This is a genomic window from Paeniroseomonas aquatica (assembly GCF_030409335.1).
Lineage (GTDB): Bacteria > Pseudomonadota > Alphaproteobacteria > Acetobacterales > Acetobacteraceae > Belnapia > Belnapia aquatica.
The window spans coordinates 58,931-81,642 of sequence record NZ_JAUFPN010000184.1 but is presented as its reverse complement, the minus strand read 5'-3'; the positions used below and the strand labels follow the sequence as shown (position 1 = coordinate 81,642).

At 71.8% G+C, this 22,712-nt stretch carries 26 protein-coding genes; 19 read left to right on the top strand and 7 right to left on the bottom strand.

Going from position 1 to position 22,712, the window contains the following annotated elements:
* Positions 1–29 precede the first annotated feature (29 nt).
* The 5 genes from QWZ14_RS21600 to QWZ14_RS21580 all read right to left on the bottom strand — a co-directional run bounded on the left by QWZ14_RS21600 (position 30) and on the right by QWZ14_RS21580 (position 4,937).
* Positions 30–1,538, bottom strand: coding sequence for an amidohydrolase family protein (locus QWZ14_RS21600; RefSeq protein WP_290318976.1), 1,509 nt, complete (start codon positions 1,536–1,538; stop codon positions 30–32).
* A 41-nt stretch (positions 1,539–1,579) separates the two neighbouring features.
* The gene (locus tag QWZ14_RS21595; protein ID WP_290318975.1) at positions 1,580–2,350 is read right to left on the bottom strand and encodes an ABC transporter permease; all 771 of its coding nucleotides are present in this window, start codon (positions 2,348–2,350) and stop codon (positions 1,580–1,582) included.
* Complete coding sequence (locus tag QWZ14_RS21590) at positions 2,340–3,107, bottom strand: ABC transporter ATP-binding protein (RefSeq protein ID WP_290318974.1); 768 nt, start codon at positions 3,105–3,107, stop codon at positions 2,340–2,342. Before QWZ14_RS21590 ends, QWZ14_RS21595 begins: the two co-directional genes overlap by 11 nt.
* Positions 3,104–4,096, bottom strand: coding sequence for an ABC transporter substrate-binding protein (locus QWZ14_RS21585; RefSeq protein WP_290318973.1), 993 nt, complete (start codon positions 4,094–4,096; stop codon positions 3,104–3,106). Before QWZ14_RS21585 ends, QWZ14_RS21590 begins: the two co-directional genes overlap by 4 nt.
* A gap of 88 nt (positions 4,097–4,184) precedes the next feature.
* On the bottom strand, positions 4,185–4,937 hold the full coding sequence (locus QWZ14_RS21580) for a glucose 1-dehydrogenase (RefSeq protein ID WP_290318971.1): 753 nt from the start codon (positions 4,935–4,937) through the stop codon (positions 4,185–4,187).
* Positions 4,938–5,085: 148 nt separating this feature from the next.
* On the opposite strand from QWZ14_RS21580, the gene rpmB reads away from it, so the two are divergent.
* Together rpmB and QWZ14_RS21570 are read left to right on the top strand one after the other, a co-directional pair.
* Complete coding sequence (rpmB, locus tag QWZ14_RS21575; protein WP_290318970.1) at positions 5,086–5,391, top strand: 50S ribosomal protein L28; 306 nt, start codon at positions 5,086–5,088, stop codon at positions 5,389–5,391.
* 37 nt (positions 5,392–5,428) lie between these two features.
* On the top strand, positions 5,429–6,163 hold the full coding sequence (locus QWZ14_RS21570; RefSeq protein WP_290318969.1) for a sensor histidine kinase: 735 nt from the start codon (positions 5,429–5,431) through the stop codon (positions 6,161–6,163).
* Positions 6,164–6,173: 10 nt separating this feature from the next.
* Here the strand turns inward: QWZ14_RS21570 and QWZ14_RS21565 are convergent, their stop codons facing one another.
* Positions 6,174–7,007 (bottom strand): NAD(P)-dependent oxidoreductase, encoded by an 834-nt coding sequence (locus QWZ14_RS21565; RefSeq protein WP_290318968.1) that lies wholly within the window; start codon positions 7,005–7,007, stop codon positions 6,174–6,176.
* Between the two features lie 57 nt (positions 7,008–7,064).
* On the opposite strand from QWZ14_RS21565, the gene QWZ14_RS21560 reads away from it, so the two are divergent.
* The 17 genes from QWZ14_RS21560 to QWZ14_RS21480 all read left to right on the top strand — a co-directional run bounded on the left by QWZ14_RS21560 (position 7,065) and on the right by QWZ14_RS21480 (position 22,298).
* The gene (locus QWZ14_RS21560) at positions 7,065–7,967 is read left to right on the top strand and encodes an ABC transporter substrate-binding protein (protein ID WP_290318966.1); all 903 of its coding nucleotides are present in this window, start codon (positions 7,065–7,067) and stop codon (positions 7,965–7,967) included.
* Positions 7,964–8,695: a maleate cis-trans isomerase family protein gene (locus QWZ14_RS21555; RefSeq protein ID WP_290318964.1), complete on the top strand. Its 732-nt coding sequence runs from the start codon at positions 7,964–7,966 to the stop codon at positions 8,693–8,695. The genes QWZ14_RS21560 and QWZ14_RS21555 overlap by 4 nt, the downstream gene beginning before the upstream one ends.
* A gap of 60 nt (positions 8,696–8,755) precedes the next feature.
* Positions 8,756–9,748 (top strand): TRAP transporter substrate-binding protein, encoded by a 993-nt coding sequence (locus QWZ14_RS21550; RefSeq protein ID WP_290318961.1) that lies wholly within the window; start codon positions 8,756–8,758, stop codon positions 9,746–9,748.
* Positions 9,749–10,228, top strand: coding sequence for a TRAP transporter small permease (locus QWZ14_RS21545; protein ID WP_290318960.1), 480 nt, complete (start codon positions 9,749–9,751; stop codon positions 10,226–10,228).
* A complete protein-coding gene (locus tag QWZ14_RS21540) occupies positions 10,225–11,505 on the top strand; it encodes a TRAP transporter large permease (RefSeq protein WP_290318959.1) in 1,281 nt (426 codons plus the stop codon). Before QWZ14_RS21545 ends, QWZ14_RS21540 begins: the two co-directional genes overlap by 4 nt.
* 2 nt (positions 11,506–11,507) lie before the next feature.
* Positions 11,508–12,623: an aminotransferase class V-fold PLP-dependent enzyme gene (locus QWZ14_RS21535; RefSeq protein WP_290318958.1), complete on the top strand. Its 1,116-nt coding sequence runs from the start codon at positions 11,508–11,510 to the stop codon at positions 12,621–12,623.
* Positions 12,620–13,582, top strand: coding sequence for a Bug family tripartite tricarboxylate transporter substrate binding protein (locus tag QWZ14_RS21530; protein WP_290318957.1), 963 nt, complete (start codon positions 12,620–12,622; stop codon positions 13,580–13,582). Before QWZ14_RS21535 ends, QWZ14_RS21530 begins: the two co-directional genes overlap by 4 nt.
* Positions 13,583–13,591: 9 nt before the next feature.
* Entirely contained in the window at positions 13,592–14,458 is an 867-nt protein-coding gene (locus QWZ14_RS21525) for a MaoC/PaaZ C-terminal domain-containing protein (RefSeq protein WP_290318956.1), read from the top strand.
* The gene (locus tag QWZ14_RS21520; RefSeq protein ID WP_290318955.1) at positions 14,455–15,648 is read left to right on the top strand and encodes a CaiB/BaiF CoA transferase family protein; all 1,194 of its coding nucleotides are present in this window, start codon (positions 14,455–14,457) and stop codon (positions 15,646–15,648) included. The genes QWZ14_RS21525 and QWZ14_RS21520 overlap by 4 nt, the downstream gene beginning before the upstream one ends.
* Before the next feature lie 11 nt (positions 15,649–15,659).
* Positions 15,660–16,520, top strand: a complete 861-nt coding sequence (locus QWZ14_RS21515) for an HpcH/HpaI aldolase/citrate lyase family protein (protein WP_290318954.1) — start codon at positions 15,660–15,662, stop codon at positions 16,518–16,520.
* Positions 16,521–16,580: 60 nt separating this feature from the next.
* The gene (gene hmgA, locus QWZ14_RS21510; RefSeq protein ID WP_290318953.1) at positions 16,581–17,861 is read left to right on the top strand and encodes a homogentisate 1,2-dioxygenase; all 1,281 of its coding nucleotides are present in this window, start codon (positions 16,581–16,583) and stop codon (positions 17,859–17,861) included.
* Complete coding sequence (locus QWZ14_RS21505; RefSeq protein ID WP_290318952.1) at positions 17,858–18,997, top strand: CaiB/BaiF CoA transferase family protein; 1,140 nt, start codon at positions 17,858–17,860, stop codon at positions 18,995–18,997. The genes hmgA and QWZ14_RS21505 overlap by 4 nt, the downstream gene beginning before the upstream one ends.
* 52 nt (positions 18,998–19,049) lie before the next feature.
* The gene (locus tag QWZ14_RS21500) at positions 19,050–19,418 is read left to right on the top strand and encodes a nuclear transport factor 2 family protein (protein WP_290318951.1); all 369 of its coding nucleotides are present in this window, start codon (positions 19,050–19,052) and stop codon (positions 19,416–19,418) included.
* The gene (locus tag QWZ14_RS21495; RefSeq protein WP_290318950.1) at positions 19,418–19,822 is read left to right on the top strand and encodes a hypothetical protein; all 405 of its coding nucleotides are present in this window, start codon (positions 19,418–19,420) and stop codon (positions 19,820–19,822) included. The genes QWZ14_RS21500 and QWZ14_RS21495 overlap by 1 nt, the downstream gene beginning before the upstream one ends.
* A gap of 86 nt (positions 19,823–19,908) precedes the next feature.
* A complete protein-coding gene (locus tag QWZ14_RS21490) occupies positions 19,909–20,235 on the top strand; it encodes an NIPSNAP family protein (protein ID WP_290318949.1) in 327 nt (108 codons plus the stop codon).
* A 37-nt stretch (positions 20,236–20,272) separates the two neighbouring features.
* A complete protein-coding gene (locus tag QWZ14_RS21485) occupies positions 20,273–21,319 on the top strand; it encodes an Ldh family oxidoreductase (RefSeq protein WP_290318948.1) in 1,047 nt (348 codons plus the stop codon).
* 13 nt (positions 21,320–21,332) lie between these two features.
* Positions 21,333–22,298 carry a Bug family tripartite tricarboxylate transporter substrate binding protein gene (locus tag QWZ14_RS21480; RefSeq protein WP_290318947.1) on the top strand — a complete coding sequence of 322 codons (966 nt, stop codon included), beginning with the start codon at positions 21,333–21,335 and terminating at the stop codon, positions 22,296–22,298.
* On the opposite strand, the gene QWZ14_RS21475 is transcribed toward QWZ14_RS21480, so the two are convergent.
* The gene (locus QWZ14_RS21475) at positions 22,299–22,658 is read right to left on the bottom strand and encodes a hypothetical protein (protein WP_290318946.1); all 360 of its coding nucleotides are present in this window, start codon (positions 22,656–22,658) and stop codon (positions 22,299–22,301) included. It lies immediately after the preceding gene.
* Positions 22,659–22,712: the final 54 nt, after the last annotated feature.

The window sequence follows — 22,712 nt, the reverse complement described above, 5'->3', positions numbered from 1 at the left end:
GGGAACGTATCAAGAACTCAAATCGAAATTCAAGCAGGCGAATCGCAGAGGTAGCGCTTGAGGTGATAGGGCTGCGCCGCGATGGCCGGGCAGAAGCTGGCGACCACCGGCTCCAGCTTGGTGTAGAGCTCGGCCCATTCGGCGTTCAACGCCTCCAGCCGGGCCCGCGCCGCCTCGGCCTCGACCGCCAGCTTCGCCAGGTCGAGCGTGGTGTGGCGGCCGTCCTTGAAGATGAAGCGGCCGCCGGTCATCACGTGCTTCACCCCGCCGCCGTCCTCGGTATGGACAATCTGGTTGGTCGACCAATTGTGCGGGATCCAGTTGATGCTGCCGAGGTCGAGGAAGACGATATCCGCCTTGTAGCCCGGGGCGATGGCGCCGAGGTCCTTGAAGCCCAGCGCCTTGGCGGAACCCACCGTCGCCGCCTTGTAGACCTCGTCGCTGGTCGCCCAGAAGCGCGGGTCCGGCGTCTGCACCTTCGACAGCATCGAGGCATAGCGCATCGCCTCGTACATGTTCTGGTTGTCGGCGCAGCTCGCCCCATCGGTGCCGATACCGACGTTGCAGCCGGCGTCCAACGCCTGGCGCAGCCGGAACATGCCGTTGCCGAGGCGCATGTTGGACCCCGGGTTATGCGCCATGGAGGCGCCGTGGTCGGCCATGCGCCTGAAGTCGTCGTCGTCCAGCCAGACCGCATGCGCGGCGGTGAACTCCGGCCCGAGCAGGCCGAGCCCGTCGAGATGCGCGACCAGCGTCTTGCCGTATTTCCGGCGGCCGACCACCGCCTGCACCTTGCTCTCGCCGACATGGCTGTGCAGGCCGACGCCGTGTTCGCGTGCCAGGGTCGCGCAGCCGCACATGAATTCATCGGCGCAATGCAGCGGGATGGTCGGCGCGACCGCGGGCAGGATGTCCTGGCCCGACCAGCGCCAGTGCCTGAGCACCTCGCCGATGGCACTCAGCGTCTGCTGGAAGGGCATCATCTTCAGCCGCGCCACCTGGGCCTGCAGCGCATCCGGCAGGGCATCCATCAGCCCGGGGATCGCCTCGTACATGGTCCGGTCGGCGACCATCGGCGCGATCACCGCGCGCATCCCGGCCTCGGCGTAGGCGCTGGCCGCGGCATCCAGCCCGTCCCGCGTCGGCAGCGGGAATTCGTAGTAGAGGTCGTAGGCGGCGGTGCAGCCCTTGGCCACCATCTCGGCGGCGCAGATCAGGGTGGTGAGCTTCTTGTCCTCGGTGGTGCGGTTGCCGCCGATCCAGGGCGCCGCGGCCAGCAGCAGCTCCAGCGTCCACTTGTCGCCCATGCCCTTGGCCAGGCCGGTATGGCCATGGGTATGGGCGTTGATCAGGCCGGGGTGCATCAGCAGGCCGGTCGCTTCGAAGACCGGCGTGCCCTCGGGCGCCGCGAGGCCGGTGCCCATGGAATGGATCACGCCGTCCTGGATCAGCACGTCGGTCGGCTCGCCGCGGCGGCGGGAGGGGTCCGCCAGCAGCGCGCCACGGATCAGGAGAAAGCCTTTTTCAGGTATCGCCATCGGGTCCCCCGAACGGAAAAGGAAGGTTTCTAGCGTGTCGGTCAGGCCACCGGGCGGTCGGCGCCGCTCGACCACGGGAACAGCACCCGCTCGGCGATCGAGACCGCCTGGAACAGCACGATCCCCATCGCCGCCAGCAGCACCACGGCACCGAAGGCCAAGGGCGTGCGGAAGAAGGCCATCGAGGTCTGGATGAGGTAGCCGAGGCCGGCATCGGCGCCGACGAATTCCGCCACCACCGCGCCCACCACCGCCAGCGCCGCCGCCACCTTCAGCCCGCCGAAGACGAAGGGCACCGCGAAGGGCAGGCGGATCCGCAGCAGCTCCTGCAGCTTGCCCGCCCGGCAGGCCCGGCCCAGCTCGATCAGCTCCGGCGGCGTCGCCAGCAGCCCGGCGACGGTGCCGACCACCAGCGGGAAGAAGGCCACCAGGAAGGTCACGATGATCCGCGGCAACTCGTTCGCCCCCAGCGCCACGATCAGGATCGGGGCGAGCGCCACCTTCGGGATGGACTGGGTGATGACCAGCAGCGGGTAGATCGCCGCCGAGATCGCCGGCGAGGAGGCGATCAGCATCGCCAGCGGCAGCGAGATCAGCACCGAGGCGGCGAAGCCCCACATGACGGTGCCGAAGGTCGCCAGCGTATGGTTCAGCACGACCGGCCAGGCGCCCCAGGTCTCGGCGGCGATCAGGCTCGGCATCGGCAGGATGAAGGGGCGGATGCCGAAACCGCGGCAGGCGCCCTCCCAGATAGCGAACAGCGCCACCACCGCGATCAGCGAGGGCAGGGCGCCCCGGATGCTAGGCCGCATGCGCCACCCTCCCGCCGTAGATCAGCGCCCGGATGCGCTGCGCCGCCCGCTGGAACGCCGGGCTGCCCTCCTGTTCGAAGCTGCGCGGGCGGGGCAGGCCGACCTCGATGATCTCGGCGATGCGGCCGGGGCGGGGGGACATCACCACCACCCGGTCGGCCAGCAGCACGGCCTCGGGGATGGAATGGGTGACGAAGACCACCGCCATTTCCCGGCCCTGCCAGATCCGCAGAAGCTCGAGGCTCATCTCCTCCCGCGTCAGCGCGTCCAGCGCGCCGAAGGGCTCGTCCATCAGCAGCACCCGGGGGTCCTGCAGCAGGGCGCGGCAGATGGCGACGCGCTGCTGCATGCCGCCCGAGAGCTCGCGCGGCAGCCGGTGCTCGAAGCCGGCCAGCCCGGCGGTCGCCAGCAGCGCCCGCGCCCTGGCTTCCGTGTCGCCGAGCATCTTCCCCTTGGCCTTCCGCATCAGCCGCAGCGGGAAGGTCACGTTGCGCAGCACGTCGGCCCAGGGCAGCAGGGTCGCCGCCTGGAAGACCATGGCGGTATCGGCGCGCGGCTCGGTCACCGCCGTGCCGCCCAGCACCACACGCCCGGCCGTGGTGGGCACCAGACCTGCCACCAGCCGCAGCAGGGTCGACTTGCCGCAGCCGGAGGCGCCGACGATGGCGACGAACTCCCCCGCTGCCACCGTCAGCGACACATCCTGCAAGGCCTCGACGCTGCCGAAGCTCTTGCTCACCCGATCGAGCCGGATCACGGCAGCAGGCTTGTATCCACCGCCTGGGCCGGGTCCCAGGCGGGGGGCAGTTGCAGGCTTTCCGCCACCACGCGCCAGGTATTGGCCAGGCGCTCGGCGCCGAAGCGGCCGAGGCCGGTCTCCCGCGCATGGTCGGTGAAGACGAAGCCCATCACCGCCTTCAGCGAGCCCTCGCAGTCGTCCTGGGCCACTTCCGGGTTGCGGGCGACGTGCAGCTTGCAGGCCTCCGCCTGGTTGTCGCGCGCCCATTCGAAGCTTTTCTGCAAGCCGCGCAGGAAGCGCCGGACCAGCTCCGGGTTCTTCGCCAGCATGTCGTCGGTGGTGGCGACGGAGGCGGCGTAGATGGCGAAGCCGGTCTCGACGAAGGGCAGGACCACGATCTCCTCCCGCGCGGAGAGCGCCGCCTTGTTCGTGTAGTAGTGGTGGATCGAGTAGAAGGGCGCCGCATCCACCCGGCGCGTGATCAGCAGCGCCGCCATGGCCGAGGCATCGGTATTGACCCAGGTGATGCGCTCCGGGTCGGTGCCGGCGCGGCGGGCGACCTCGGGGAAATAGAGCCGGTGGCTGTTGCCGGGGGTGACCGCGATCCGCCGGCCTTCCAGCCCGCGGAAGGTGGTGATCCCGCTGCTGCGCAGGACGAACAGCGAATGCGGCGAATGGGTATAGACCGCCGAGATGGACTTCACCGGCACGTCCTGCCGGGCCCGCGCCGCCAGCACCGCGCCCAGGTCGGCGACGCCGAACTGCGCCGCCCCGGCCGCCAGCTTGTTGACGGTATCGCCCGAGCCATAGCCGCGCGCCAGCGCCAGCTCGATCCCCTGGTCCCGCCAGAAGCCGCGGCCGACGCCGGCGAAATAGGCGGCGTGCTCGCCGGTCGGGATCCAGTCCAGCTGCAGCAGGGCCCGGTCGGGCGCCGGGCCTTGGGCACTCGCGGGGGCGGCGGCGAGCATGAGCGCGCACAAGCCGGCCGCGATGGTCTTGCGCACCATCATCGTCTCCGAACCTTGTTGTGGTGCCGCGCGGCGAGCCGTCCCGGGCGGGATGAGACTGTGTTTCCACCCCCCTGGCAAGCCGGCGTCAGGACGCAAGGTAGCCACCATCCACATGCAGCTCGGACCCCGTCATGTAGGAGCTCTCGTCCGAGGCCAGGAACAGGATGGCATAGGCCACCTCGTCCACCTCGCCCGAGCGGGCCAGCGGCACATGGCCGAGCATCTTGGCCCGGAACACCGGGTCCGCCGTCGCGCCCGAGGTCCGCATCGGCGGCATCAACCCGGGGTGGACGGTATTCAGCCGGATCTTCGCCGGCCCTTCCTGCACCGCGACCGACTTGGTCAGCAGCCGCACCGCCGCCTTCGAGGCGTTGTAGGCGCAATGGATCCGCTCCTGCCCCACGTTGCCCGAAATGGAGGAGAGGTTGACGATCGACCCGCCGCCGCGCAGCCGCATGGCGGCCACGGCATGCTTCACCCCGAGGAAGACGCCGCGCGCGTTCACCGCCATGATCCGGTCCCAGAGCGCGGTGTCATAGAGGTTGTTGGTGGCGCTGCCGGAGATGCCGGCATTGTTCACCAGCACGTCGAGCCCGCCCCAGGCGCCGGTGACGGCGGCGATGGCGGCCTCCCACTGGTCCTCCTCGGCCACGTCGAGCTTGACGAATTGGGCGGTGCCGCCAGCGGCGGTGATGGCCGCGGCCACCGCCCGGCCGTCCTCCTCCAGCATGTCGGCCACCGCCACCTTGGCCCCTTCGCGGGCGAAGAGCCGGGCCGTCGCGGCCCCCATGCCGGAGGCGGCGCCGGTGACGAGCGCGGTCTTGTTGGCGAGGCGCATGACGTTCCCTGTCCCTTTTTCGTGTGGGTGACGAAGCCTCGCGCAAGCCTGGCCTTGACGCCACCCCCGCCGCGCGGCATAGGACCCCACCTTCTTACCCCCGCCGTGCGTGGCTATGGCCGCGCGCCCCGCTTTCAGGATTTGCACCATGGCCCGCCGCTGCGGCATCACCGGCAAGGGCGTGTTGACGGGTAACAACGTCAGCCACGCCAACAACAAGTCCCGCCGGCGCTTCCTGCCCAACCTGCAGGATACCTCGTTCTTCTCGGACGTGCTGGCCTCGAGCATCCAGCTGCGGCTGACCACCAACGGCATCCGCACCATCGAGCACAACGGCGGCCTCGATGCCTTCCTGCTCGGCACGCCGAACCGGAACCTGCCGGCGGAAGCCATGGTCCTGAAGCGCCGGATCATCCGCGCCCAGGCCAAGAAGGCGGCCAGCGCCGCGGCGTAAACCGCCGCTTCAGCGACTGGATGCTAAAAGCCGGGCCATGCCCGGCTTTTTTTATGTCCTGCTCGGATCGGTCCTGGGGCTGGCGTCCCTGACCATGACCCTGGTGCTCGCCCACCGGTTGCGGGCCGCCGGGGATGACGCGGCCATGGCCCGGCGCCTGGCGGAGTCCCGCAGCCGCTGCCTCGGCCTGGTCGCGCAGGAGCTGCAGGCCTCCGGCTTCGCCCTGCTGGCGCTGTCCGGCCCGGCCGCCGCCGCCGCACAGCGGCTGCTGGCCCTGGCCGATCACGTCGGCGATGCCCTGGCCGCCGAGGCCGCCCCCCGGCACCTGGCCCAGGTCAGGGTGCCGCTCGCCCCGCTGCTCGAGGATGCGGTCGCCACCGTCGCCGCCCAGCTGGCACCGGGCCAGCGGCGCTGGCGGCTCTCCCCCGAATTCGCCCCGCTGGCGCTGCAGGCCGACCGCCGCGCCCTCCAGGGCGCGCTGCTGCAGGTCCTCGGCCGCGCCGCCCGGATGACCCGGCCCGGCGAATGGATCGAGCTGCGGCCGGTGCTCACCGCCGACAGCCTGGCCATCGTGGTGGAGGATGAGGGCGCCGGCCTGCCGGCCGGGGATCTCGCCGACGCTGCCCCCGCGGGCACCCGGGGCCTCGGCCTGGGCCTGGCCCTGGCGCGGTCCCTGCTGGAAGCCCATGGCGGGACGCTGCGGCTGGAGGGGCTGGCCGGCGTGGGCACCCGGGCCTGGCTCACCCTGCCGCGGGACCGGCTGCTGGGCTGAGCCGCGCCGCTCAGCCGCCCTTCAGGAAGGCCGCCAGGCTGGCCGCGGCCTCGCCCGGCCCGGCCTGGTCCGCCGCCACCCCGGCATAGAATTGCCCGATGGCCTGATAGATGCCGGCGGCCTCCGGCCCGGTGAAGCCGGCGATCTCCTCCATCTCGCCGACCCAGCGATAGGCCTTGTCCGGCATGGGCGGCACCATCCGCTGGAACCAGGCGAGCAGCTGCGGCTGGCTCCGCGCCAGCTCCGCCCGCAGCCCCTCGGCCGCGCCGCCGCGGCCGGCCGCCAGCATCATGGCCGCGCCCAGCGCGACCAGCCCCTTGGTGATCCCGGCATAGGACATCTTGAGCGCCGAGGCGGCGCCGACCGGCCCGGGCGTCACCTGCACCTCCAGCCCGTGGTCGCGCAGCACCAGGGCCCGCGCCGCCTCCGGCCCCGAGACGTAGAGCACCGGGGTATAGCCATCCGGCCGCGGCGGCCCGCCGATGATCCCGCCGTCGACGAAGGCGGCGCCCGCCGCTTCGATGCAGCCCGCCACCTGCCGCGCCGTCTCCGGGCTGATGGCGTTGCAGTCGGCATAGGCGGCGGGGCGCCCGGCCGCCCGCAGCGCCGGCGCCAGCCACTGGGCGGTGGCCAGCGCCTCCGCCGGCGGCAGCACGCTGAGGAATATATCGGCGGCGGCCAGCGCCTCCGGCCCGGCGTCCTCCATCCCGGCGGCGGCCGCCCGCCGCCGGCTGGCCGGGCTGCGGCCGGCGAGGCTGGTCAGGACCCGGGCGCCGCCATCGGTCAGCCGCCGGGCCATGCCGGCTCCCATGGCACCCTGGGCGACGATGGCGACGACCGTCATGCTGTGCTTCCCTGGACTCTGGAAACGCAGCCTAGAACGATTGGGGGTCAACCCGCCATGCAGCCGCTGACGGTCGCCGTGGTCTCGCGCAACTACTTCAACCTGCCGCTGTGGATCGGCCTGCATGCCGGACTCTTCGCGGCGGAGGGCCTCGACCTCCGCATCGACCACATCGAGGGCATCGAGGAGGTGAACGACCGGCTGCGCGACGGCCGCGCCCAGCTCGCCTACGGCGTGACCGAGCATGTCATCCTCGACGCCGAGGCCGGCGGCCGGCAGCGCATCATCGGCGGCAACGTCAACCGGCTGCCCTTCTCCTTCATCGCCCGGGCAGGCATCGCGGATTACGCCGGGCTGCGCGGCAAGCGGATCGGCGTCTCCTCGCTGCGGGCGGGCAGCTCCTCGCTCATCATCAAGCTGCTGGCGGGGCAGGGGCTGCACTGGCCCGGCGACTACGAGCTGGTGCCCTGCGGCCCGATCCTGGCGCGCTGGGAGCTGCTGCGCTCGGGCGGAATCGATGCCGGGCTGCAGGGCGCGCCGCTCGACCGCATCGCGCTCGACGCGGGCTTCGTCAGCCTGGGCAATCCGCGCGAGCTGGTGCCCGACTTCCAGTTCACCAGCCTCGACGTCGATGCCGGCTGGGCCGAGGCCCACCGCGACCCGATGCTGCGCTTCTGCCGCGGCTTCCTCCGCGCGCATGAGCGCTTCTACGCCGACCGGGCGCTGGTCGTGCGGCTGGCCGAACAGGAAGCCGGCATCGCCCCGCGCTACGCCGAGGCGGCCTGGGACGACTATACCCGCGAGGCCATCTTCCCGCGCGACGGCGAGGCCAGCGAGGCCGGGGTGCAGGCGCTGATCGACATCAGCGCGCTGATCCGCGACCTGCCCAGCCGCCCCCGCCGCGCCGCCGACTACATCGACCGCCGCTGGCTGGCCGCCGCCCGGGACTCGCTGCGATGATCGACTACGGCGACCGCGCCCGGCTCGGCCTGCTGGTCCCCTCCGGCAACCGCGTGGCGGAGCCCGAGCTGCAGGCCATGCTGCCGCCCGGCGTCACCGCCCTGGTCACCCGGCTCGAGCTGCGCGGCAGCTCCGAGCCCGAGCTGCTGCACATGATCGGCGCGCTGGAGCCGGCCGCGAGGCTGCTGGCCGATGCCGGACCCGGGCTCATCGCCTTCCACTGCACCGCGGTCTCGACCTTCGCCCCGGCCATGGCCGCCGACATCTGCGCCCGGATCGAGGCCGCCGCCGGCATCCCCGCCTGCGCCACCACGGATGGCATCCTCGCCGCCCTGGCACGGCTCGGAATCCGCCGGCTGCTGCTGGTGACCCCCTACATCGATGCGGTGCATGAGCGCGAGATCGGCTACCTCGCCAGCCACGGCATCGCGGTCGTCGGCGGCGACCGCATGGGCGTCGACAGCAATGCCGAGATGGCCGGCATCCCGCCCGCGGCCATCGCCGCCCGGGTCCGGGCCGCCGCCGCCGCCAGCCCCGCCGGCAGCCTGGGCGCCGAGGCCTGCTTCATCAGCTGCACCGCCATCCGCTCCGCCGGGCTGATCGCCCCGCTGGAGGCCGAACTCGGCATGCCCGTGCTGACCAGCAACCAGGCGATGGCCTGGCACGCCACCCGCCGCCTCGGCCTGGCGGACACCGTTCCGGGATTCGGCCGGCTCATGGCCCTGTAACGGCTTGCCCCCGGGCGGCGGCCCCGTATCATCCGCCGCAATCCCGGAGGAAACCAAGCCATGAACCAGCTCTCGAGGCGTGGCCTCGCCGCCGCCGCGGCCCTGCTCGCCACCCCCGCGCTGCCGCGGGCGCAGCCGCGGAGCATCCTGCGGATCGGCTGGACCAGCGGCGACGGCGCCCAGGACCCCTATGCGCTCGGCGCCCGGGAATTCCAGAAGGCGCTGGCCGCCCGCATCGGCGAGCGGATCGACGTGCAGCTCTACCCCAATCGCGCCATCGGCGACGAGCGGCCGCTGGTGGATGGCATGCGGCTCGGCACCGTCGACATGGGCGTCATCACCAATGCGGTGATCGCCCAGGTCGAGCCGGCCTTCCAGGTCAACGACATGCCCTTCCTGTTCTCCTCGGAGGAACAGGGCCACCGCGTGCTGGACGGCGCCGTCGGCTCCCAGCTGCGCCAGCGGCTGGAGGCCAAGGGCATCGTGCCGCTCGGCTACATGGAAGGCGGCTTCCGCCACATGATCAACAACGTCCGCCCCGTCGTGCAGCCGGCCGACCTCAAGGGCATCAAGTTCCGCGTGCTGCAGAGCCCGATCTACCTCGAGATGTACCGCAGCCTCGGCGGCAACGCGGTGCCGATGGCCTGGGGCGAGACCTTCACCGCGGTCCAGCAGGGGGCCATCGACGGGCTCGAGGTGCCGCTCGGCATCATCGAGCAGAACAAGCTCTACGAGGTGACCAAATACCTCTCCCTGACCGGCCACATCTACTCCATGATCGGCCTGCTCATCGCCAAGCGCAGCCTCGACAAGCTGCCGGCCGACCTCAAGGCCGCGGTGATCGAGGCCGGGGCCGAGGCGACGAAGGCGCAGCGCGCCGCCAACGGCGCCGCCCAGGCGGTCTTCCGCGGCAGCCTGGCGCAGCACGGCATGCAGGTGAACGAGGTGCCGGACAAGGCCGCCTTCCGCCGCGGCGTGCTGCCGATGTACGAGAGCTTCCGCGGCCAGATCGGCACCGACATCATCCGGGACGCCCTGGCGGCGGTGCAGTAGGTGCGGGCATTCGGCGCCTTCACCGGCGCGGTTGCCTGGGCGACCCGCGCCAGCATCGGCCTCGCGGCGGTGCTGATGCTGCTCGCCATCACCTATCAGGTCGTCCTGCGCTACGGCTTCGGCGACACGCCCTCCTGGTCCGAGGAGCTGGCGGTGCTGCTGTTCAGCTGGTCGGTGCTAGGCGGGCTGGCGCTCGGCGTGCACGAGGGCTGGCACGTGCGGCTGACCCTGCTGCCCGATCTGCTGCCGGCCAGGCTCCGCGCCTGGACCGAGCGGCTGACCGAGCTAACCACCGCGGCGCTCGGCGTCTTCCTCGCCTGGTCCGGCTGGCGCTTCCTCGACCTGACCTCCGGCAGCACCTCGGCGGCCATCGGCTATCCGATCGAGATCCTGAATGCGCTGGCGCCCCTCTGCGGCGCGCTGGTCGCGCTGTTTGCGCTGGACCGGGCGCTGCGCGGCCCGACGGGCGACATCGCTTGACCGCCATCTCCTGGTGCTTGACCGCCGGCTTCGCCGGGCTGGTCGTGCTCGGCTTCCCCTTCGCCATCGCCATCGCGCTGGCCGTCACCGCGGCGCTGCTGCTGGCCGACATCGAGCCGGCCTTCCTGGCCCAGGCGGTCATCAGCGGCAGCCAGCAGTTCAGCCTGCTCGCCATCCCGCTGTTCATGCTGGCCGGGGAGCTGATGACCGCGGGCGGCCTGTCGCAGCGGCTGGTCGACCTCGCCGGCACGCTGGTGCGGCACCGGACCGGCGGCCTCGCCATGGTCGCGGTGCTGGCGGCGCTGGTCTTCTCCGCCATCTCCGGCTCGGCGCCGGCGACCACGGCGGCGATCGGCACCATCCTGATCCCGGCCATGGCAGCGGCCGGCTACAGCCGCGCCTTCGCCGCCAGCATCGCGGTCAGCGCCGGCGTGCTCGGCCCGCTGATCCCGCCCTCCATCGCCTTCGTCATCTGGGGCATCATCGCCGAGCAGTCGATCAGCCGGCTCTTCCTGTCGGGCATCGTGCCCGGCCTGACGCTGGCCATCGGCCTATTGGTGATCTGCTGGGCGCATGCGAAGCGCAACAAGGTGCCGAGGCTGCCGCGCGCCTCCCTGGCCGAGACCTGGGCCGCCTTCCATCAGGGCAAGTGGGCGCTGGCCTCGCCGCTGGTGGTGCTGGGCGGCATCTATGGCGGCATCTTCACCCCGACCGAGGCCGCTGCCGTCTCCTGCGTCTATGCCCTGGTCATCGGGCTGTTCGTCGAGCGCAAGCTGACCGTCCCGGCGCTGCCCGGCATCGTCGCCAGCGCCATGCGCACCAGCGGCATCGTCTGCGCCATCATCGCCGTCTCAGCCGGCTTCGGGATATTGGTCGCGCAGGAGCAGATCGCCACCCGCTTCGCCCACTGGATGGCCGACAGCATCGAGCAGCGCTGGCTGGCGCTGGCCTCGCTGAACATCGCCTTCTTCCTGCTGGCGGCGGTGATGGACGAGATCGCCATCATGGTCATCCTCGGGCCGATGCTGATCGCCATCGCCAACCGCTTCGGGGAGGACCCGATCCATTTCGGCGCCATGATCGTGACCAATGTCTCGATCGGCATGGCGGCGCCGCCGATCGGCTATTGCCTCTTCATCGGCATGGCCATCAGCAAGCTCACGCTCGGGCAGATCTCGCGCGCCATCTGGCCGCAGATCATGGTCATGCTCGTGGTGCTCTTCCTCACCACCTACATCCCGGGCTTCGCCCTGATGCTGCAACCGGCAGGACGCTGAGCATGACCCATCCGCTGTTCGACCCAGCCGACTTCCGCATCCCTGCCGGCATCGCCCATGTCTGCGCCGGCGGCGAGACCGCTTTCCTCCATCGCCACGACGCGGCGATGTCACGCTATGCCGCCGACAAGAGCAACGGCATCCAGGGCCGCCACGCCCAGGATGCCGAGGTGCTGCGCGCCCGCAGCCAGCTGGCCGCGAACTGGGGCGTCGACCGCGGCGATATCGGCCTGGTCGCCAATGTCGCCGAGGGCATGTCCATGCTGGTCGAGAGCATCGACTGGAAGCCGGGCGACACCATCGTGGTCGACCCGGACGAATACCCTTCGCTGGTCGCCCCGGTCGCGCTGCAGCGCCATCCGCATATCGGCATCCGCTATGCCCGGGCCGGGGATGCGGCGGCGCTGGCGAAGGTGGTCGATGCGCGGACCCGGATGCTGGCGGTCTCGCAGGTGTCCTACCTCACCGGGGAGCGCTACGACCTCGCCGCGATGCGGCAGGTGGCCGACAGTGTCGGCGCGCTGCTGGTGGTGGACCATACCCAGGCCGCGGGTTACCTGCCGATCGACCCGCGCCTCGCCGATTTCGCCTTCGCTGCCACCTACAAGTGGCTGCTGGGCATGACCGGCACTGCGGTCGCCTATTGGAACCGCGCGCGTCAGCCGGATTGGGCGCCGAGCACGGCGGGCTGGAATTCGATCGAAGGGCTCGGTGCGCCGGACTACGCCGCCGGGCTGCAGCTGGTGCCGGACGCCATGCGCTTCGCCCGCGGCAATCCTGCCCATGCGTCGGTCTATGTGCTGGCCTCGGCGCTCGACTACCTCGGCCACTATCCCGAGGGCGCGGTGCTGGCGCATGTGCAGTCCCTGACCGCCGCGCTGCACGCCCGCCTCGCCGAGGCCGGCATCGCCAGCACCACGCCCGCCGATGCGGCCCGGCACGGCGCCAGCGTCTGCATCGCCCTGCCCGGCGCGGCGGCGCTGACCGAAGCGTTGGTCCGCCACGGCGTCTGGGCCTGGAACGGGCGCGGGCGCATCCGCTTCAGCTTCCACGGGTACAACGCCATGGCCGATGTCGACCGCATCATGGCGGCGCTGCGGGCGGAGTGGCGGCCGTGAGGCTCGCCCGCCGCACGCTGCTGGCCGGGCTTGCGATGCCGGCCATGGCCCGCGCCGCCTTCCCCGACCGCCCCATCCGCCTGGTGGTGCCCTTTGGCGGCGGCGGCCAGACCGATATCGTCAGCCGCGTCACCGCCGATGCGCTGAGCCGCGCCCTGGGCCAGCCGGTGCTGGCCGACAACCGCCCCGGCGGCGCCGGCAATACCGCCGCCGAGGCGGTCGCCCGGGCGCCGGCCGATGGGCACACGCTGCTGGTGGCGACCGCCGGCACCAACAGCGGGCTGAACGCGCTGCTGTACAAGCAGCTCGGCTACGACTGGAAGGCGGACTTCACCCCGGTCGGGCATTTCTGCTCCACCTTCAACGTGCTGCTGGTCCACAACTCCATCCCCGGGGCCAGTTTCACCGAGGTGACCGATTGGATCCGCGCCAATTCCGGCCGCTTCACCTTCGCCTCGGCCGGCGTCGGGGCGAATACCCATCTCATCATGGAGGATATCGGCCTCCGCCTCGGGCTCGAGATGGTGCACGTGCCCTATCGCCAGAGCACCCAGGCGATGACCGACTTGCTCTCGGGGCGCATCCACGCCCGCTGCATGGGCCTGCCCGAGGGCGCCACGGTGAGGGACCAGCCGAGCCTCCGCGCCGTGGCGCTGACCACCCCCGGCCGCCGCCCGGAATGGCCCGGCGTGCCCAGCGTCGCCGAGACCATCCCGGGCTTCGAGGCCGGCGGCTATTTCGGCCTCTCGGCCCCCGCCCGCACCCCGCCCGAGGTCATCGCCCGGCTGAATGCCGCCCTGAACGAGGCCCTGGCGGACGAGCGGGTCCGGGCCGCCTATGCCAAGGTCGGCGCCGATGTGGCGCCGGCCAATACGCCGGCGGAATTCAGCGCCATGGCGCGCGCCGAGGGCGCACGCTGGTCGCCGCTGATCCGCCGTCTCAACCTTGTCGCCGAATAGGAGGTCTTGATGTCCCTGACCCTGAGCGAGGAACTGCAATCCTGGGTGGGCCGCACCCGCGAGGTGGAGGAGGATATCAGCCTCGGCGCCGTCCGCCGCATCGCCGGCATGCTCGACATGGACCCCGAGGACTTCCGCCGCGGCGACGTGCTGCCGCCGCATTGGTTCACCCTGTTCTGCGCCGAGACGCCGCGGCATTCCGACATCGGCACCGATGGCCACCCGAAGCCCGGCGTGGTGCTGCCGCCGATCCCGCTGCCGCGCCGCATGGGCGCCGGCCGCCGGGTGACCATCCCCGGCGCGCTGCGGATCGGCGACGTCGCGGTGAAGACCGCCGAGGTCGCCGCCATCGTCCCGAAGCAGGCGCGCACCGGCTTCATCACCGTGCTGACCATGCGCCATACCTTCCGGGTGAAGGACGAGGTGGTGGCGATCGAGGAATTCGATGCGGTCTACCGCGAGGCGGTGAAGCCCGGCGAGAAGAGCACCGTCCCGCCGCCGGCGCCGGCGCCGGCGCCCGGCGATGCCGCCTGGAGCACGGCGGTGACGCTGACGCCGCCCATGGTCTTCCGCTATTCCGCCGTCACCTGGAATGCCCACCGCATCCACTACGACGCCGACTACGCCCGGGCCGAGGAAGGCTATCCGGACACGGTGCAGAACGGCGGGCTGACCATGCAGCTGCTGCTCGACGCGGCGGTGGCGAAGACGCCGGGCCGGTTGGCCGGCTTTTCCGCCCGGCTGACCCGGCCGATCTACGTCGGCGAGACCATTACCCTCTGCGGCCGGCCGGGCGAGGGGGGCAGGCTGCTCGCCTGGGTGCAGGACCGCGACGGCAACCAGAACGCCCAGCTCGAGTGCGAGTTCGCAACATGAGCGGTGGGCCGCTGGAGGGCGTCCGCGTCGTCGACCTGACCACGGTGGTGGTCGGGCCGATCACGACGCGCACGCTGGCGGACCAGGGTGCCGAGGTGATCAAGGTGGAGGCGCCGGGCGGCGACATCCTGCGCTATCTCGCGGCCGGGTCGCGCTCCCCGGCCATGTCGGGCAAGTTCATCAATTTCAACCGCAACAAGCGGTCGATCGTGCTGGACATCAAGCAGCCCGCCGGCATCGCGGCGCTGAAGGCGCTCATCGCCACGGCGGATGTCTTCGTCTCCAACGTGCGGCCGGCGGCACTCACCCGCGCCGGGCTGGATTACGCCTCGCTCGCGCCCGGCAATCCGCGGCTGATCCACTGCGGCATCGTCGCCTTCGGCACCGATGGCCGCTACGCCAACCGTCCGGCCTACGACCCGATCATCCAGTCGCTGTCCGGCGTCGCCGGCACCTTCGACCGTGCCATCGGCGAGCCGCGCTTCGTGCCGATGGTGATGACCGACCACATCACCGGCCTGGTCTCGGCGCAGTCCATCGGCTTCGCGCTGTACCGGCGGGAGAAGACCGGGCACGGCGAATCGATCGAGGTGCCGATGTTCGAGACCATGGCGAGCTTCGTGACTTCCGAACACCTCGGCGCCGCCACCTTCGACCCGCCGGAGGGCCCGACCGGCGATGCCCGGCTGCTCTCGCCGGACTACCGCCCGCTGCCGACGCTGGATGGCTACATCACCGTCCGCCCCAACGACAACCGCCAGGCCTTCGCTTTCTTCGAGGCCATCGGCCGGCCGGAGCTGAAGTCCGACCCGCGCTACGCCACGCCGAGCAGCCGCACCCAGCATGCCGCCGACTACTTCAGCGTGCAGGTCGAGGCCCTGGCGCAGAAGAACACCGCCGAGTGGCTGGAGATCTTCGCCAAGGCCGATGTCCCGGCCGGGCCCTACAACACCCTCGACGACCTGCTGGACGATCCGCATCTGAACGACGTCGGCTTCTGGAATTTTGACGAGCACCCGACCGAAGGCCGCATCCGCCGCACCCGCACCCCCGTCACCTTCCGCGGCGGCATGCGGGAGGAAGTGCTGCCCGCCCCGCGGCTCGGCGCCCAGACCGCCGAGATCCTGGCCGAGGCCGGCTACACCGCGGATGAGATCGCCACCATGCTGCAGTCCGGCGCGGCTGCCTGAAGGAAATGATGATGACCCTTCCCACCTGGCGCTCCCTGCTTTTCGTGCCCGCCACCGCCGAGCGCTTCGTCGCCCGCGCCCATACCCGCGGTGCCGACGTCATCATCCTCGACCTCGAGGACAGCATCCCGCCGGCGGAGAAGGCGGCCGCCCGCGCCGCGCTGCCCGCCGCCGCGGCGCAAATCCATGCCGCCGGCAATGAGGTCGCGGTCCGCATCAACCGGGCGCTGGAACTGGCGATCCCCGACATCGCCGCCGCCGTCATGCCGCAGGTCACCGCGCTGATGCTGCCGAAGGTGATGGGCGGCGAGCACATCAAGCTGCTGTCGGAAGTGGTCGCGGTGCGGGAGGCGGCACTCGGCCTGCCCATCGGCCATACCCGCTTCATCGCCATCGTCGAGACGCCACAGGCGCTGCCCAACCTGGTCGCCATCGCCGGCGCCGATCCGCGCATGGCAGCCCTCGGCGTCGGCTCGGAGGATCTCTCGACCGAGCTCGAGGCCGTGCCCGGCGCCGACATGCTCTACCACTTCGGCATGATGGCGGTGGCCGCGGCGCGCGGCGCGGGGATCCTGCCGCTCGGCTCGGTCGGGGCCTTCGCCGATTTCAATGACCTCGAAGGCTACCGCGCCTCCCTCCAGCGCTCCCGCCGGCTCGGCTTCGCCTGCACCGCCTGCATCCATCCGCTGCACGTGCCGATCATCAACGAGGAATACGGCGTCGCCCCGGCCGAGGCCGACCGGGCCCGCCGGCTGATCGCCGCCTTCGACGCGGCGCTGGCCCAGGGCTCTGGCGCCGTCGCCTTCGAGGGGGCGATGATCGACCTGCCAGTGGTGGAGCGCGCCCGGCGGCTGCTGGCCCGGGTACGCTGAACGGTTTCACTTGAAACCACCGGCGGGGTGGCGCAATCAGGCGGCCAAAGGGAGGCATCCATGGACCTGGCCATGCAATCCGGCTTCGGCAATGAATTCGCCACGGAAGCCCTGCCGGGCGCCCTGCCGCCGGGACGCAACAGCCCGCAGAAGGTCCCCTATGGCCTCTATGCGGAGCAGTTCAGCGGCACCGCCTTCACCGTCCCCCGCGCCGAGGCCCGGCGCAGCTGGCTCTACCGCATCCGCCCCTCGGCCGGGCATGGCGCCTTCCGCCCCATAGACCAGGGGCTGCTCTGCGGCCCCTTGGCGCCGCCGACGCCGAACCGCCTCCGCTGGGACCCGCTGCCGATCCCGGAGGATCCGACCGACTTCGTCGCCGGCCTCACGACCATCGGCGCCACCGCCGCGGGGGAGGCGCTGTCGGGCGTCACCATCCACCTCTACCGCGCCAACCGCTCCATGGAGCGGGTCTTCATGGACAGCGACGGCGAGCTGCTGCTGGTGCCCGAGCAGGGCCGGCTGCTGCTGGCCACCGAATGCGGCCGGCTGGTGGTGGCACCCGGGCAGATCGCCGTCATCCCGGTCGGGATGAAATTCCGCGTCGAGCTGCCGGACGGCACCGCCCGCGGCTATGTCGCCGAGAACCACGGCGCGGCGCTGCGGCTGCCCGACCTCGGCCCGATCGGCGCCAATGGCCTGGCCAATCCGCGGGACTTCCGCTCGCCCGTCGCCTGGTACGAGGACCGCGACGAGCCGTGCGAGCTGGTGCAGAAATACCTCGGGCAGCTCTGGGCCACGACGCTCGGCCATTCGCCGCTCGATGTCGTCGCCTGGCACGGCAACAACGCGCCCTATGTCTACGATACCCGCGACTTCATGGCGATCAACACGGTCAGCTTCGACCACCCGGACCCGTCGATCTTCACCGTGCTGACCAGCCCCGGCGCCGCCGCCGGCGTCGCCAATATGGACTTCGTCATCTTCCCGCCGCGCTGGATGGTGGCCGAGGCCACCTTCCGGCCGCCCTGGTTCCATCGCAACGTGATGAACGAATGCATGGGGCTGATCCACGGCGTCTACGACGGCAAGGCGCAGGGTTTCGCCCCCGGCGGCGTCTCGCTGCATCCGCGGCTCAGCGGCCATGGCCCGGATGCCGCCACCACCGAACGCGCCATCGCCGCCGAGCTTGCGCCGCACAAGCTGGAAGGGACGCTCGCCTTCATGTTCGAGACCAGCCAGGTCATCCGCCCCAGTGCCTTCGCCATGGCGGCGCCGCAGCTTCAGCCGAGTTACGACGCTTGCTGGGATGGGCTGCCGAAGCGCTTCACCGGCGCACCATGAGCGTCCTCGCCGGCATCAAGGTGGTGGAGCTCGGCCAGGTCCTGGCCGGCCCCTTCGCCGGCGCCATCCTCGCCGATCTCGGCGCCGAGGTCTGGAAGGTCGAGAAGCCCGATGGCGGCGACGATGCCCGGCAGATGGGCCCGGCCTTCCGCCATGGCGACGCGCTGAACTTCCACGAGTTCAACCGCGGCAAGCGCAGCGTGGCGCTCGACCTGAAATCCCCCGCGGGCGTCGCCGCGCTGCATGCGCTGCTCGAGGATGCCGATATCCTGGTCCACAACCTCCGCCCCGGCGTGGCGGAAGCGCTCGGCATCGGCCCTGAACCCGTCACCGCCCGGCATCCGCGGCTGATCTACTGCGCCATGGGCGCCTTCGGCCACCTCGGCCCGCTCGCCCGGCGCCCGGGCTACGAGCCGCTGTTCCAGGCCTTCTGCGGCCTCTCCTCGATCACCGGCGAACCGGACGGCCCGCCGGTGCGGATGGGCGCCTCCGTGGTGGACCAGGGCACCGGCATGTGGACCGTCATCGGCGCCCTGGCCGCTCTGCAGCAGCGCCATGCCACCGGCCGCGGCTGCGTGGTGAATACCTCGCTGTTCGAGACCGCGCTGATGTGGGCGGGGCAGAAGATCAGCGCCTACGTCAACATGGGCAAGCTGCCGGAACGCCATGCCTCGGGCCATCCGAATTTCGTGCCCTACCAGGCCTTCGAGACCGCCGATGGCCCGCTGCTCATCTGCTGCGGCAACGACCGGCTGTTCCGCAAGCTGGCCGCCCAGCTCGGGCGGCCGGACTGGCCCGAGGACCCGCATTTCGCCACCAATCGCCAGCGCATCGCCCACCAGGGCGCGCTGCTGCCGCAGATCGCGGAGCTGCTGCGCGACCGCCCGCGGGCCGCGCTGGCCGAGGCGCTGGTCGCCGCCGGCGTCCCCTGCGCCCCGGTGAATACCATCCCCGAGGTGCTGGCCGAGCCCCAGGCCGCGGCCATGGACATGCTGCAGGCGGTGCCCGGCGAGGATTTCTCCCTCGTCGCCATGCCGCTGTCCTTCGACGGCGAGCGGCCGCGGATCCGGCATGGTGCGCCGAGGCTGGGCGATATGACGCCCGAGGTAATCGCTTCCGACCCGCCGGAGGGGTGATGGTCCGGTCACGCGGCGGGACGTCCCCGCCGCGTGACCGGAGACACCTCGGATGAGCGACCACGACAGCCTGATCGACCGCTACATCGCCTGCTGGAACGAGGCGGATGCGGGACGCCGCGCCGCGCTGGTGGCGGCCACCTTCGCCGCCGACGCCCGCTACCGCGACCCGCTGATGCAGGGCGAAGGCCATGCCGGCATCGCCGCCATGATCGGTGCCGCCCAGGCGCAGTTCCCCGGCCTCGGCTTCACCCGCCGCGGCGCGGTGGAGGCGCATGGCGGCAACCTCCGCTTCGCCTGGGAGCTCGGCGTCCCGGGCGCGGCGCCCGCCGCCGCCGGCACCGACTTCGCCACCCTCTCCCCCGACGGACGCCTCGGCAGCGTCACCGGCTTCCTCGATGCGGTGCGGGAGGCGGCGTGATGGAGATGATCCTCCCCTCCGTCCTCCTTCGCCGCGCGCTGCTGCTGGATGCGGCCTGCAGCGGTGGCATGGGCCTGGTGCTGGCGCTGGCCGCGGCGCCGCTGGGCGGGTGGTTCCACCTGCCGGAGGCGCTGCTGCGGGAGGCGGGCCTGTTCCTGCTGGCCTTCGCCGCCGCCCTCGGCTGGCTCGGCAGCCGTCCGGCGGTGCCGCGCTGGGCGGTGCTCGGCGTCATCATCGGCAATGCGCTCTGGGCGATCGACAGCGTCCTGCTGCTGCTGCCGGGCTGGATCGCGCCGAACTGGCTCGGCGTCGGCTTCATCCTGGCCCAGGCCCTCATCGTCGCGGCGCTGGCCGAGCTGGAATACGCCGGGCTGCGGCGCTCCGCCCGGGCGGTCACGGCCTGATGCATGCGGCCGGCGGGGAACCAACTTGGGGAACCGCCGGCCGCCCCTGGCGCGTTGCTGTCGGCGGAACCATCCGGAGCCGCCGCATGATCGAACAACTCCGCATCTACGAGATCTTCGAGCCCACCCGCGCCGCCTTCCTCGCCCGCTTCCGCGACCACGCCATGCGCATCATGGCCCGGCACGGCTTCCACATCCTGGCGATCTGGGAATCCCGGTCCGAGGCGGGGCCGGAATTCAGCTACCTGCTCGAATGGCCGGACGAGCCGAGCCTGCGCGCCGCCTGGGAAAGCTTCCTGGCCGACGAGGAATGGATCGGCATCAAGCGCGACACGCCCGAGGACCAGGGGCCGATGGTCGGCATGATCGAGGATCGGGTGCTCCACCCGGTGGATTATTCGCCGCACCTCTGACGCCGCCTGGCCTATCCTGGCGGCGGGGGAACATCGCATGCCAGACACCGTCGCCGCCGCCGCGCTTCGCCGCTTCATGGCCGGCATCTTCGAGGCCGCGGGCGTCCCCGCGGCCGATGCCGCGCAGGTGGCCGGGCTGATGGCCGAGGCCGACCTGATCGGCGCCGATGGCCATGGCGTCTTCCGCCTGGCGCAATACGTCCGCCGCATCCGCGCCGGCGGCATGAACCCCCGCGCCGTGCCGCATATCGTCGAGGAACGCCCGGCCTCGGCGCTGATCGACGGCGACAACGGCCTCGGCCACCTCGCCACCACCCTGGCGGCGCGGACCGCCATCGCCAAGGCGAAGACCCAGGGAGTCGCCTGGTGCGGCGTTCGGGGCGGCAACCACGCGGGCCCTGCCAGCCTTTATGCGCGGATGCCGATGGAGGAAGGGATGATCGGCCTCTACCTCGCGGTCGGCAGCGCCAACCACCTGCCGCCCTGGGGCGGGCTGGAGCTGCTGCTCTCGACCAACCCGATCGCGGTCGCGGTGCCGGCCCGGCACGAGCCGCCGATCGTGCTCGACATGGCCACCACGGTCGCCGCCTACGGCAAGGTGAAGGTCAAGGCGCAGCGCGGCGAGGCCATGCCGGAAGGCTGGATGATCGACCGGCTCGGCCGCGCGCTCACCGACCCGGCGCGGGCGAACGAGGGGCTGCTGCTGCCGATCGGCGGCTACAAGGGCTATGGCCTGGCGCTGATCTTCGGCCTGCTCGCCGGCACGCTGAACGGCGCGGCGATGGGCCGCGACGTCGTCGACTTCAACGCCGACGACACCAGCGTGACCAATACCGGCCAGGCGATCCTCGCCATCGACATCGCCGCCTTCGGCGACCCGGAGGCCTTCCGCGACCGCATCGACGCGCTGGCCCGCGAGATCCGCGGCAGCGAGCGGCTGCCCGGGGTGGAGCGCATCTTCCTCCCCGGCGAGCAGAGCGCCGCGACCCGCGCCCGCCGCGCGATCGAGGGCGTGCCGATCCCGCCCCAGCTCCGCGCCCAGCTCGATGCACTGGCGGCCGAGCTGGGCGCGCCGAAGCTGTAGGGGAGGGGAGGCCATGCCCACCCGCCGCGGCCTCGCCGCCGCCGCCCTGCTGCCCTTCGCCGCCCGGGCGCAGGAGCCGGCCTTTCCCGCCCGGCCGATCGCCATGACCGTCGGCTTCGCCCCGGGCGGCGGCACCGATATCCTCGCCCGCCTTCTGGCCGCCCGGCTGGTGGAGGAATTCGGCCAGCCGGTCGCGGTCGAGAACCGCACCGGCGGCGGCGGCACCATCGCCGTCGTGGCGACGGCGCGGTCGCGGCCGGATGGCCATGCGGTCACCATGGGCACCGTCAGCAACAACGTGCAGGTGCCGCTCGCCATGCGGGCGCCGCCCTTCGATCCGCTGCGCGACGTGACGCCGTTGGTCCAGGTCGCCGCGGTGCCGATGGTGGTGACGGTGCCCACCGCCTCGCCGGCGCAGGACCTCGCCGGCCTCGTCGCCCTGGCGAAGGCCAGCCCGGGCAGGCTGAATTTCGCCAGCAACGGCGTCGGCACCAGCCAGCACCTGGCGGCCGAGCTGTTCATGCTGGCGACCGGCACCCGCATGGTCCATGTCCCCTACCGCGGCAGCGGGCAGGTGGTCATCGACCTCGCCGCCGGCGTGGTCGACGTGAATTTCGACACGCTGTCGTCGGTGCTGCCGCATATCCGCGCCGGCCGGCTGCGCGGCCTGGCGGTGACCACCGCGGCACGGTCGGACCAGCTGCCCGGCGTGCCGACGGTGATGGAAAGCGGCGTGCCGGGCTACGACCTGAACGTCTGGTACATGCTGTTCGGCCCGGCGGGCATGCCCGAGGCCGTGGTGCAGGGCTGGGCCGGTGCGGTGAACCAGGCCCTGGCCGACCCGGCCTTCCGTGCTCGCCTGCTGGAGGCCGGCTTCGAGGCTGCCGGCGGCACCCCGGCGGCGGCGGCCGCGCTGGTCCGCGCCGAGATCGCCCGCTACGGCGAGGTCATCCGCCGCGCCGATATCCGCCTCGACTGACTACCGCTTGTAGCCGCCGTCCGCGCCGGCGACCGGCGGCAAGTAATTCCCCGCGGGTGCGCCGTAGACCAGCGGCGGCGGCGCGGCATAGACCGGGGGGCCGGCGTAGACCGGGGGCGGCGCATAGACCACCGGCGGCGGCAGGTAGGCCGGCGGGCCGTAGTAGCGATAGGGCCGGCCATAGCCGTGGACATAGGGACGTGGCCGGTAATAGGGCGCCGGCGGGCCGATGAAGACCCCGAAGCCGCCCCGGTAGCCACCGCCGCCATGCCAATGGCCGCCGCGTGCCGCGGCCTCGGCCATCGGGAGTGCCAGCCCGGCGACCAGCCCGGCGGCGAGAAGCGCGAAGCGCCTGACCATGTTCCGATCCTCCTGCCGGAGAGATAATGCGCCGGCGGCTCCAGGCAATCGAGC